At 71.7% G+C, this 11,928-nt stretch carries 11 protein-coding genes; 3 read left to right on the plus strand and 8 right to left on the minus strand.

Features of this window, described 5'->3' with window-relative positions; genetic code table 11:
- The 5 genes from IO29_RS28135 to IO29_RS28155 all read right to left on the minus strand — a co-directional run bounded on the left by IO29_RS28135 (window position 1) and on the right by IO29_RS28155 (window position 7,126).
- A complete protein-coding gene (locus tag IO29_RS28135) occupies window positions 1-1,263 on the minus strand; it encodes an ABC transporter permease (protein WP_030382634.1) in 1,263 nt (420 codons plus the stop codon).
- Window positions 1,260-2,387, minus strand: a complete 1,128-nt coding sequence (locus tag IO29_RS28140; RefSeq protein WP_030382635.1) for an ABC transporter permease — start codon at window positions 2,385-2,387, stop codon at window positions 1,260-1,262. The genes IO29_RS28135 and IO29_RS28140 overlap by 4 nt, the downstream gene beginning before the upstream one ends.
- Entirely contained in the window at window positions 2,384-4,084 is a 1,701-nt protein-coding gene (locus tag IO29_RS28145; protein WP_051707962.1) for an ABC transporter ATP-binding protein, read from the minus strand. Before IO29_RS28145 ends, IO29_RS28140 begins: the two co-directional genes overlap by 4 nt.
- Window positions 4,085-4,439: 355 nt before the next feature.
- Window positions 4,440-5,489, minus strand: coding sequence for a BMP family lipoprotein (locus IO29_RS28150; RefSeq protein ID WP_030382637.1), 1,050 nt, complete (start codon window positions 5,487-5,489; stop codon window positions 4,440-4,442).
- Between the two features lie 278 nt (window positions 5,490-5,767).
- Window positions 5,768-7,126: an MFS transporter gene (locus tag IO29_RS28155; protein ID WP_030382638.1), complete on the minus strand. Its 1,359-nt coding sequence runs from the start codon at window positions 7,124-7,126 to the stop codon at window positions 5,768-5,770.
- Between the two features lie 66 nt (window positions 7,127-7,192).
- Between IO29_RS28155 and IO29_RS28160 the strand changes: the two genes are divergently transcribed.
- The gene (locus IO29_RS28160) at window positions 7,193-8,167 is read left to right on the plus strand and encodes a LysR family transcriptional regulator (RefSeq protein WP_420705399.1); all 975 of its coding nucleotides are present in this window, start codon (window positions 7,193-7,195) and stop codon (window positions 8,165-8,167) included.
- Between the two features lie 22 nt (window positions 8,168-8,189).
- Here the strand turns inward: IO29_RS28160 and IO29_RS28165 are convergent, their stop codons facing one another.
- On the minus strand, window positions 8,190-8,951 hold the full coding sequence (locus IO29_RS28165) for an alpha/beta hydrolase (RefSeq protein ID WP_030382640.1): 762 nt from the start codon (window positions 8,949-8,951) through the stop codon (window positions 8,190-8,192).
- Window positions 8,952-9,064: 113 nt separating this feature from the next.
- Between IO29_RS28165 and IO29_RS28170 the strand changes: the two genes are divergently transcribed.
- Both IO29_RS28170 and IO29_RS28175 read left to right on the plus strand, forming a co-directional pair.
- Window positions 9,065-10,180, plus strand: a complete 1,116-nt coding sequence (locus tag IO29_RS28170) for an adenosine deaminase (protein ID WP_030382641.1) — start codon at window positions 9,065-9,067, stop codon at window positions 10,178-10,180.
- Window positions 10,181-10,357: 177 nt separating this feature from the next.
- Complete coding sequence (locus IO29_RS28175) at window positions 10,358-10,717, plus strand: hypothetical protein (RefSeq protein WP_030382642.1); 360 nt, start codon at window positions 10,358-10,360, stop codon at window positions 10,715-10,717.
- 169 nt (window positions 10,718-10,886) lie between these two features.
- On the opposite strand, the gene IO29_RS28180 is transcribed toward IO29_RS28175, so the two are convergent.
- Window positions 10,887-11,087 (minus strand): PspC domain-containing protein, encoded by a 201-nt coding sequence (locus tag IO29_RS28180; RefSeq protein ID WP_030382643.1) that lies wholly within the window; start codon window positions 11,085-11,087, stop codon window positions 10,887-10,889.
- Window positions 11,088-11,211: 124 nt separating this feature from the next.
- Window positions 11,212-11,793, minus strand: coding sequence for a VanZ family protein (locus IO29_RS28185; RefSeq protein ID WP_030382644.1), 582 nt, complete (start codon window positions 11,791-11,793; stop codon window positions 11,212-11,214).
- Window positions 11,794-11,928 lie beyond the last annotated feature (135 nt).

The raw sequence follows: 11,928 nt of genomic DNA on the forward strand, positions 1-11,928 counted from the left end.
TCACTTGCCCTGCCCCTTGCGGTAGGGCAGACCGTCCGCCTTCGGCATCCGCAGGTGCTGCGCGGAGAGCGAGAGGACGAGCAGCGTGACGACGTACGGGGTCGCGGTGACGACCTGGCGCGGGACGTCGTCCGTGGAGACGTACCAGAGGAACATCAGGACGGCGACGACGGCGGTGACCACGGCCGGCACGTGCCGCTTCCTCCACACCAGGTACGCCGCCCCGAACACCAGCAGGATCGCCAGCAGCAGGATCAGCGCGTGCACGTTGGTCGTGCCGCCGCGCAGATTGAGGCTGTCGGTGTAGCCGAACAGGCCCGCGCCGAGGGCGAGGCCGCCCGGCATCCAGTTGCCGAAGATCATCGCCGCGAGGCCGATGTAGCCGCGCCCGGCGGTCTGGCCGTCCAGGTACACGTTGGACGCGACGATCGACAGGAACGCGCCGCCGAGCCCGGCGAAGCCGCCGGAGATCAGTACGGCGAGGTACTTGTACTTGTAGACGTTGACGCCGAGGGACTCGGCGGCCACCGGGTTCTCGCCGCAGGAGCGCAGCCGCAGCCCGAAGGAGGTCCGCCACAGCACCCACCAGGACAGCGGCACCAGCGCGACGGCGATCACGGTGAGCGGCGACAGGTCGGTGATCAGACCGCCGATCAGGCCGGCCAGGTCCGAGACCAGGAACCAGTGCTTGCCGTTGAGGGTGTCCAGGCCGCTGGAGAGGCCGGGGATGTCGAAGGTGCCCAGCGAGTCGATCGGCGGGGACTGCTTGGAGGAGCCCTGCGGGACGCCCTCGAAGGTGAACTTCGACAGATAGCGGGTGGTGCCGAGCGCCAGGATGTTGATCGCCACACCGGAGACGATGTGGTTCACGTTGAAGGTGACGGTGGCGATCGCGTGCAGGATGCCGCCGAGGACGCCGCCGATGATGCCGAAGACGATGCCGGTCCACGGGCCCCACTGGTAGCCGGCCCAGGCGCCGAACCAGGTGCCGAGGATCATCATGCCCTCGAGGCCGATGTTGACCACGCCCGCGCGCTCGGCCCACAGACCGCCGAGGCCGGCCAGGCCGATCGGGACGGCGAGCCGCAGCGCGGTGGACATCTGTCCGGTGGAGGTGATGCCGTTCGCGCCGGTGATCAGCCGGACGACGGAGGTGAGGACCAGCACGCCCGCGATGACCAGCAGGAGCACCGGGAGCGACATCCGGCGGCCGCTCCGGCCGGGCCGCTTGGCCTGCGGCTTGGTGAGGGTCGCGGTGCTCATCGGGCCGCCACCTCCTTCTTCTCGGAGTTCTTCAGAGCGGCCGCGGCGAGTTCCGCGCCGACCCGCTTCTGCTGGCGGCGCAGCCCCCACTGCCGTACGGCCTCGTAGGAGATGACGACGGCGAAGACGATCAGGCCCTGCATGATCGTCGCGATCTCCTTCTCGTACGCCACCGGGGTCGCGTAGTCGAGGGCGGGCGAGGCCTTGTCCAGCAGGGCCCACAGCAGCGCGGCGAGCGCGATGCCGCCGGGGTTGTTGCGGCCCAGCAGGGCGATGCCGATGGCGGTGAAGCCGAGACCGGCGGGGAAGCTGAGGCTGTAGGTGTGGGTGTCGCCGAGCAGCAGCGGCAGCCCGGCCAGGCCCGCCACCGCGCCGGAGATCACCATGGAGACGAACACCATCCGCTTGGCGTTGACGCCGGAGGCCGCGGCGGCGGTCTCGGACTCGCCGGTGGCGCGCAGGTCGAAGCCGAACCGGGTGCGGTTGAGGACGAGCCAGTAGGCGACGCCCAGCAGGATGGCGAGGAAGACCAGGCCGTAGATCTCGCCGACGTCCGCGCCGAGGTCGATGCCCGGGATCCAGCCGGACTTGCGCATCACGCCGGTCGTCATGTTGTTGCCGAGCTGGACGCCCCAGACGTGCGCGAGGGTGACGTAGCCGATGACGGCGGTGGCGATGGAGTTCAGCATGATCGTCGCGACGACCTCGCTGACGCCCCGGGTCACCTTCAGCGCCCCCGCGATGCCGGCCCACAGTGCGCCGGTGCCCATCGCGACCAGCAGCAGCAGCGGGACCTGGAGGAAGTTCGGCAGCGCCACGTGGGCGCCGACCACGGCGGTCATCACGACGGCGAGGCGGTACTGGCCGTCGACGCCGATGTTGAACAGGTTCATGCGGAAGCCGAGGGCGACCGCGATCGCGGCGATGTAGTACATCGACGCCTGGTTGACGATCAGCACCTGCACGTCGGAGTACGACGCCTGCTGGAGCATCAGCCGGTACGGCTCGAACGGGTTGCGGTCCGAGGCGAGCAGGACGACGGAGGTCAGCGCGATCGCCAGGACGAGCGCGATGACCGGTCCGGCCACTGCCAGGAGCACCCGCTCCTTGTCGAACTTCTTCATCGGGCCTCGTCCTCCGGGGCGGCCTCGGTGGCGCCGCTCGGGGCGCCTGATTCGTCGTGCTCCAGGTGCCCGGCGGCGGCGCCGGTCATGGCGGAGCCGAGTTCCTCGGGGGTGATGGTGGCCGGGTCGGCGTCGGCGACCAGCCGGCCGTTGTAGATCACCCGCAGGGTGTCCGACAGACCGATCAGCTCGTCGAGGTCGGCGGAGATCAGCAGCACGGCCAGGCCCTCGCGGCGGGCCTCGCGGATGCGGTCCCAGATCTGCGCCTGCGCGCCGACGTCCACGCCGCGGGTGGGGTGCGCGGCGATCAGGAACTTGGGGGCGTGGCTCATCTCGCGGCCGACGATCAGCTTCTGCTGGTTGCCGCCGGACAGCGAGGCGGCGGTGACGTCGATGCCGGGGGTGCGGACGTCGTACTCCTCGACGATCCGGCGGGTGTCGGCCTGGGCGCCCTTGGGGTCCAGCCAGAAGCCCTTGGCGTTGGGCTTCTCGGTGACGTGGCCGAGGATGCGGTTCTCCCAGAGCGGGGCCTCCAGGAGCAGGCCCTGGCGGTGGCGGTCCTCGGGGATGTAGCCGACGCCCCGCTCACGGCGTTTGCGGGTGGGCCAGGGGGTGATGTCCTCGCCCAGGAAGCGGAGGGTGCCGGAGTCGGCGTGCCTGGTGCCGATCAGCGCGTCGATCAGCTCGGTCTGCCCGTTGCCCTCGACACCGGCGATGCCCATGACCTCGCCGGCGTGGATCGTGAACGTGACGTCGTCCAGCACCCGGCGTACGTCGCCGCCGGTGGGCGTGCCGGTGAGCAGGGCGCCGGTGCCGCCGCTGGCGGCCGGGGCGGTGTCGCTCACCTCGTTGACGTCGCCGAGCGAGGCGCCGGCGGCGTAGACGGTCAGGCCCGCGACCTCGATCACCGGGCGGTCGGTGACCGTGGACTCGGCGGTCTCGGGGGTGGGCAGCTCGCTGCCGACCATCAGCTCGGCGAGCTGGCGGGGGGTGGTCTTCGCGGGGACGGCGGTGCCGACGGTGGTGCCGCGCCGGATGACGGTGATCTCGTCGGCGACGGAGAGGACCTCGCCCAGCTTGTGCGAGATGAAGATGACGGACAGGCCCTCGGACTTCAGTTCGCGCAGGTTGGCGAAGAGCGCGTCGACCTCCTGCGGCACGAGCACGGCGGTCGGCTCGTCCAGGATCAGGGTGCGGGCGCCGCGGTAGAGCACCTTGAGGATCTCCACGCGCTGGCGGTCGGCGACGCCGAGGCTCTCCACCAGGACGTCGGGGCGCACGCCCAGCCCGTACCGGTCGGAGATCTCCTTGATCTTCCGGCGGGCGCCGCCGCCGATGCCGTGGAGCTTCTCGCTGCCCAGGACGGTGTTCTCCAGGACGGTGAGGTTGTCCGCGAGCATGAAGTGCTGGTGGACCATGCCGATGCCGCGCGCGATGGCGTCGGCGGGGCTGCCGAAGGCCACCTGCTCGCCGTCGACCGCGATGGTGCCCTCGTCCGGCTTCTGCATGCCGTAGAGGATCTTCATCAGCGTCGACTTGCCGGCGCCGTTCTCGCCGACGAGGGCGTGCACGGTGCCCTTGCGGACGGTGAGGTGGATGTCGTGGTTGGCCACCACCCCCGGGAACCGCTTGGTGATGCCGGCCAGCTCGACCGCGGTCGACCGCGCGGTGAGCGGAGGGCTGCTGGACGCGTCGATGGCGCACTCTCCTTGGAAAAGGGGCCGATCTACGCGCGTAGCGCCCCTGCCTTAAATAGTGCTCGGGTACATGTCGGTTTCGCTGCGGAGTTCCGCTGTCGCAGTGGGTTTCCGCGGCGATCCCGAACGTTCCCGAGCATTGTGCCGTGCGAACGGCGGTGCGGGTCGGCCCATCCTCCCCGCACTCCGTTGTGCGGCGGTAACGCTGCCATTGCGGCGTCGCGCTGACCATGGTCCCGGCGGACCGGTGATGACGTCGTGGCCGGGACGTCGTCGCGTCGTGACCCCCGGCCGGGGCCCGGCAGTGCGCTGCCGGACCCCGCTGTGTGTGCCGGACCGTCGGCCCGTCACGGGGTCAGGACGTCTTGACCTTGATCGAGCCGTCCTTGATGCCCTGCTCCGCCTTGTCGAGGGCGGCCTGGAGGTCCTTGTCGTTCTTGAAGACCGGGTTGGAGTCGGCCAGGCCCACGCCGCCGTTCTCCAGGCTGCCGCGGATCTCGCCGCTCTGCGGCTTCTTGTCCTTGATGACCGACTTGGCGAGGTCGTACACCGCACCCTGCACGTTCTTGAGTGCGGAGGTCAGGATGTACTTCTTGTACTTCGCCAGCGCCGACTGGTTGTACTGGTCGGAGTCGACACCGATCGCCCACACCTTGTGCGCGGCGGCGGCCTTGATCACGCCCTGGCCGGACAGACCGGCCGCGTGGTAGACGACGTCCGCACCGGCGTCGATCTGACCCTCGGCCGCGCTCTGGCCCTTGTCGGGGCTGGAGAAGCCACCCTCGGCCGCGGTCTCCGTCAGGTACTGCGACTTGACCTTGACCTTGGGGTTGGTGTCCTTGACGCCCTGCTCGAAGCCGGCCTCGAACTTGTGGATGAGCGGAACGTCCACGCCGCCGACGAAGCCGACGGTGTTCGACTTGGTGGTCTTCGCGGCGGTGACACCGGCGAGGTAGGAGGACTGCTCCTCGTGGAAGACCAGGTCCGCGACGTTGTCCGCCTTGATGGTGTTGTCGTCGACGATGCCGAAGGACACCTTGGGGTACTTCTTGGCGGCTTCCTTGACGGCGGGCGCGTAGGCGAAGCCGACGCCGATCACCGGGTTGTAGCCCTCCTTGGCCAGCTGCTCGAGCCGCTGGACCTTGTCCGCGTCGGACTCGCCGTCCTGGGGCTCGATGGCCTTGGAGCCGGTGCCGAAGTCCTTGGCGGCCTTCTCCATGCCGGCGGTGGCGGCGTCGTTGAACGACTGGTCACCCTTGCCGCCGACGTCGTACGCGAGGGCGACGCCCTTGCTCTTGCCGCCGCTGCCGGCGGACTCACTGGACGAACTGCCGCAGGCGGACGCCGTGACGGCGAGGGCTGCGGTCGCGGCGGTCGCGATCGCGATTCGGGACACCCGGCGCATGGAACGAGACTCCTTTGTGCACGCGCCCCTACCAGGCGCTGGTTCCGCCGCAGCGTAACGCGCGTAGACGAGCCGGAAAAACCCTTCTGTCCGGTCCGTTACCGAGCTGTGCCGTGGGAATGCCCGTGGGGCGCCTCATGGCTCGGGGGTGCATGGGCTTTTAAGGGGCGCGGGGAACTGCGCATCTTTTACGGGGGTCCGGGGGCGGAGCCCCCGGGGTCGGGACGGGAAGGGGCGGCGGGGGCGAAAGAAGCACCCGCCGCCGAACCCCCCGGCGCTTACGCCATCCGGGCCAGGGCCGTACGGCGGGCCGCACGCGTCCCGGCGAGCGTGATCGCCGCGACCCCCGCCAGGGCCAGCAGCCCGAGGCACACCGTCCCCGCCCAGCCCGTCGCGTGGTACGCCGTCGCCCCCAGCGTGGCCCCCACGCTGGACCCGATGTAGTACCCCGACTGGTACAGCGCCTGCGCCTGCGCCCGCCCGTGCGTCGCCGTCCGGCTCACCGCCGAGGACGCCACCGCGTGCCCCGCGAAGAACCCCGCGGTGATCAGCACGAGCCCCAGCAGCACCGGCACCAGCGAATCCGCCAGCGACAGCAGCAGCCCCGCCGTCGTCGTGCCGCCCGCCAGGTACAGCGCCCCGCGCCGGCCGAGCCGCCCCACCAGCCGCCCCGCCGTGGACGCCGAGACCGTACCGACCAGGTACACCAGGAAGATCGAGCCGATGACGCCCTGCGGCAGCGAGAACGGGGCGTCGGTCAGCCGGTAGCCGATCACCGTGTAGACGCCGCCGAAGACCGTCATGAACAGCGCGCCGATCGCGTACAGCCGGCGCAGCAGCGGGTTGGAGAGGTGGTCGCGGATCGCGCCGAGCAGCACACGCGGCCGCAGGGAGCCCGCCGTGAAGTGCCGCGGCGCCGGCAGCAGCAGCCGGAACGCCACCGCGCACCCCACCGCCACGACACCGATCGTGCCGACGGCCACCCGCCAGCCGAACAGCTGCGCGACCCAGCCGGTGATCAGGCGGCCGCTCATCCCGCCGACGCTGTTGCCCGCCACGAACAGCCCGATCGCCGTCACCAGCGCCTTGGGCCGCACCTCCTCGGCCAGGTACGCCGTCGCCGACGCGGGCAGCCCGGCCAGGGCCGCGCCCTGCACGGCGCGCAGCGCCACCAGCGCCCCGATCGACGGCGCGAACGGCACCAGCAGCCCCACGGTGACCGCCACCGCGAGCGAGCCGGTCATGACCGTGCGCCGCCCGTACCGCTCCGACAGCGCGCTCATCGGCAGGACGAACAGCGCCAGCCCGCCGGTCGCGGCCGCCACCGTCCAGCTCGCCGCGCCCGCGGCCACCGCCAGGTCGTCGGAGATCAGCGGGAGCAGGGCCTGCGTGGAGTAGAGCAGGGCGAAGGTCGCGACGCCCGCGAGGAAGAGGGCGAGACTCATCCGCCGGTAGCCGGGACCGCCCGGGGTCAGCCGGGAGTCGGCGGCGGACGCGGTGTCGGACACGGAGTCGGACGCGGTGTCGGAGGGGAGGGCGGAGGAGTCGGCGGGGACAGCGGCGCGGGTGGCGGCGGGAGCGTCGGCGGGGGCGTCGGCGCTCACCCTGGTGAGCGCCCCGGTATCGGCGGGAGACATGCCTCGAACGTACGGATCACTCCGCTCATCCGTCCAATGCATGAAACCGCCATAATCGTTCCCGTGATGCATGAGCAGAGGTCGCAGCCGTACCTGTCACCGTCCGGTGACACAAGTGACATGCAAGACATCGTCGCGGCGCTCGTTCCGCGCCTCGCGTACTTCGCCGGGGTCGCCCGTACCGAGCACGTCACGCGGGCCGCGCGCGAGATGCGGGTGCCGCAGTCGACGCTGTCCCGGGCCATGGTCCGGCTCGAACAGGACCTCGGCGTCGACCTGTTCGCCCGCCGCGGCCGCACCGTCGCCCTCACTCCCGCCGGCCGTACCTTCCTGCGCTCCGTCGAACGCGCGCTCGCCGAGATCGGCCGGGCCGCCGAGGAGGTGCGCGCGGACGCCGACCCGGCCGCAGGCAAGGTCGCCTTCGGCTTCCTGCACACCATGGGCTCCGAGACCGTCCCCGGGCTGATCCGCGCCTTCCGCGCCGACCATCCCCGCATCCGCTTCAGCCTGGTGCAGAACTACGGCGAGGCCATGCTGGAGCGGCTGCGCGCGGGCGAGCTGGACCTGTGCCTGACCTCGCCCGTGCCGGACGCGCCCGACCTCGTCGGACGGCGGCTCGACGAGCAGAAGCTGCGCCTCGTCGTCCCGGCCGACCACCGCCTCGCCGGACGCCGCCGGGTGCGGCTCGCCGAGGCCGCCGACGAGGCGTTCGTGACCCTGGAACCCGGCTACGGACTGCGCCGCATCACCGACGACGTCTGCCGCGAGGCCGGGTTCGTCCCCCGCGTCGCCTTCGAGGGCGAGGAGGCGGAGACCCTGCGCGGGCTGGTCGCGGCCGGGCTGGGCGTCGCGCTCCTGCCACCGCCGGCCGTGCCGCGCCCGGGGGTCGTCGAGCTGACCGTCACCGCGCCGCGCGCGGTGCGCGAGATCGGCGTGGCCTGGTTGGAGGGCCACCCGGACACCCCGCCGGTGGCCGCGTTCAAACGGTTCCTGCTCTCCCGCCGCGGCCGGCTGCTCTCCACCGCCCCGGCCGACCTGTGAGCCGCGGAGCCGGAAGCGGCCCTCACCCCCGGCGGGTCTGCCCGAACCCCGCCGCCAGCGGCATCCGCAGCCCCAGCGGCGGGGGCGCCGCCAGCGCGTCCTGCACCGGGCGGGAGAACGGCCGCCCGAACAGCGCCCCCCGTACGAAGTCCTCGGCCAGCGCGTGCACTTCGGACCGGTACTGGTGCAGCCCGTGACCGTCGGAGTGCACCTCGAAGCGGCACACCTCCCGGTTGGCCTTCTTCGCCCGCGCCGCCAGCCGGAAGGACAGCTCCGGATCGGTACGCCGGTCACTGGTGCCGTGCACGATCAGCACCCGGCGCCCGACGAGCTGCTTCACCGGTTCGGGTGGCACCGCCACGTCCTCCTCCGGCAGCCAGGGGGCCACGGCGACCACGGAGTTGACGGCCGCGTGCCCGCCCGCGTGCAGCGCCGCCCGGCCGCCCATGCCGAGGCCGAGGAGACAGACGGAGACGTCCCCGTACCGCCGTAACACCTCGTCCACGGCCCACGAGGCGTCCCGGGACAGATGCGCCTCGCTGCCGTTCCAGCCGCGGTAGCGGTAGTGCACCGCGTGCACCGCCAGACCGTCGTCCCGGCCCGCGCGGGTCAGCCGGCGCGCGAGTGCGCGTACCGTGGCGGCCGATCTCAGCGTGGACGGCCGGCGCTCGGAGTCCTCCTGGCCGTCCGGGAGCAGCAGCACCACACCGCTCACCGCTCTCGCCTCCGGATTGGGCGCCCTCCCCAGCCGGGCCCGGCGAACCGCCGTCGCTTGCTGTGCCATGACAGAACATTCTCAGAAGTCGTGGTGTACGCCATCCGTCCGGGCGATCACTGTTACGTATCGACGACTTTCCTCCCTCTGGTGTCTACGCGCGTAGGGGCTATGGTGCGGCAATGACGAGCCAGCACGAGCACAGCCCCAGCTCCGATCAGATCCGCCGCGCGCCCAAGGTCCTGCTGCACGACCACCTCGACGGCGGACTGCGCCCCGGTACCGTCGCCGAACTCGCCCGCGCCGCCGGCTACTCCGGCCTGCCGGAGACCGACGCCGACAAGCTCGGCCTCTGGTTCCGCGAGGCCGCCGACTCCGGCTCCCTGGAGCGGTACCTGGAGACCTTCTCGCACACAGTCGGCGTGATGCAGACCCGCGAGGCGCTGGTACGGGTCGCCGCGGAGTGCGCGGAGGACCTCGCCGAGGACGGCGTCGTCTACGCCGAGGTGCGCTACGCCCCCGAACAGCACCTCGAGGGCGGGCTCACCCTGGAGGAGGTCGTCGAGGCCGTCAACGAGGGGTTCCGCGAGGGCGAGCGGCGCGCCCGGGAGAACGGCCACCGTATCCGCGTCGGCGCCCTGCTGACCGCGATGCGGCACGCGGCCCGCTCCCTGGAGATCGCCGAGCTCGCCAACCGCTACCGCGACCTGGGCGTCGTCGGCTTCGACATCGCGGGCGCGGAGGCCGGCCACCCGCCCACCCGGCACCTGGACGCCTTCGAGTACCTGAAGCGGGAGAACAACCACTTCACGATCCACGCCGGCGAGGCCTTCGGACTCCCCTCGATCTGGCAGGCCTTGCAGTGGTGCGGCGCCGACCGCCTCGGGCACGGGGTCCGCATCATCGACGACATCGAGGTGCACGACGACGGCTCGGTGACGCTCGGCCGGCTCGCCGCCTACGTCCGCGACAAGCGCGTACCGCTGGAGCTGTGCCCGAGCTCCAACGTGCAGACCGGGGCCGCCGCCTCGTACGCCGAGCACCCCATCGGGCTGCTGCGCCGGCTGCACTTCCGCGCGACGGTCAACACCGACAACCGGCTGATGTCGGGGACCAGCATGAGCCGCGAATTCGAGCACCTTGTCGACGCGTTCGGTTATACGCTCGACGATCTGCAATGGTTCTCGGTCAATGCTATGAAGTCAGCATTCATTCCTTTCGATGAACGACTGGCGATGATCAATGACGTGATCAAGCCACGTTATGCCGAGCTGAAGTCCGAATGGCTGTTCCAGTAGGCCCGACTTGACCTGTGTGTTTGTCGGGGTCGGGAGGCGGAAAGTGATTTTCGGCAGTGTCCGCCTCCATGAATTCTTCACCCTCTTGGTGTGAAGGGATGTTTGCGGCGGGCGGTTCCCCGTGTTTACGGTCGGGGACCGCTCATCCCCGTCAACGCATTCAAGGACGCATTCACTATGAAGCAGTCTGCTGCCAAGACCCTCGGTGTCGCCGCCCTCGGTGCCGCCTTCGCCGCCGCGGGCGCGGGTGCCGCGAACGCGGCCCCGGCCGTGCCGGACGTCACCTCGGGCCTGGACACCGTCACCCACGCGCTGCCGGCGGACGGCGTCGCCAAGACGCTGCCCGGCGCGGGTGAGGCGCTCGGTCAGGGGCAGGGCGCGCTCGGCCGCACCCTGGAGGCCGCGGAGCCGGCCGCGCAGCACGCGCTCCCCGGTGGTCAGGACGGCAGCGGGCCGCTCGGCGGGCTGCTCGGCGGCCTGCCGGTGCAGGGCCTGCCGACCCACGGCCTGCCGGTGAACGGGATCCCGCTGGGCTGACGTCCTCGACGCCGCTGGGCCGACGTCCTCGACGCCGCGCCGCACGCCGTACGACGCCGGTGGGCGCCCTCTGCCCGGAGGGCGCCCACCGGCGTCTCCGTGTGTTCGGGGCGGCGGCTCGGCAGGCCGGGTGGACCGGGCGGGGCACAGGCCGGGTGGACCCGGTCGGTCACCAGGCCGAGGCCGTCTTGTGTTCCGAGGGCAGCAGGATCCACAGGGCTATGTAGAGGAGGAACTGCGGGCCCGGCAGCAGGCACGAGACCAGGAAGATCACGCGCATCGTCGTCGCGGAGGTGCCGAAGCGGCGGGCCAGGGCCGCGCACACTCCGCCGATCATCCGTCCGTTGGTGGGGCGGGCCAGGGTGGTCATGGAAGGCTCCTTCGCATCGCGTCGCATCGCACGGCGTGGCTGGGGCGGGCCGCTGTCACTGGTGGTGAGCGGTTCGCCGTCGTGAAATCCACGCTACGCGGACGAAGCGGGCGCTGTCGTCACTCTAAGGAGCCACTTCGACCCTGGGAATCGTCGGGGTCCGACCCTGAGAGGGTTCGGGTGCGGGCTCCTCCCCGGGGAGGGCGGCGCCGTCCCGTCCCTCGGCCCGGCGGCGGAGCCGGGCGCGGGCCGCGGGGACGACGGCGAGGTGGGCCAGGGCCACGCCGGTCGTGTTGAGCAGCAGGCAGTCGACGTCCACGACCTGGCCGGGGATGCCGGTCTGGGCGAGCTCGATGGCGAGGGAGAGGAGGGCGCCGGCGGCGGCAGTGCGGATGAGGGAGGCGAGGGGGGAGGCGTGCAGCCGGGCATGGACGGCGGGGAGGAGGACGCCGAGGGGGGCGAGCAGGGCGAGCCCTGCCGTGATCCTGCGGGCCGCTTCGGCGGCGGGCAGGGCGAGGTCGGCCCTGATGCCGGCGAAGGGGCGGAGGTTGGCGGGGCTGACCCAGGGGACGTCCAGGGGACGGAGGGTGAGCCAGGCGACGAGGGTGAGGTGGGCGACGAGGAGGGCGATGCCGGTCGCGCGGAGGCGGGGGGTGGGGTTGACGCGGGGCGTCGTCTCGTCGCGGGTGGGGCCTTGTCGCTGCACGAATGCGTAGACGCGGGGTGTGGGGGGATCGGTTCCGGCGGTTTGGTTCGCCCCGCCGCCCCCGCCCCCGCCGCCCCTGCCCTCCCCAAGCTCTCGGCTTCGCTCGAGCAGGGGGTACTCCCATCATCCCTGACC

The sequence above is a fragment of the Streptomyces sp. NRRL F-6676 genome (assembly GCF_000725625.1).
Lineage (GTDB): Bacteria > Actinomycetota > Actinomycetes > Streptomycetales > Streptomycetaceae > Streptomyces.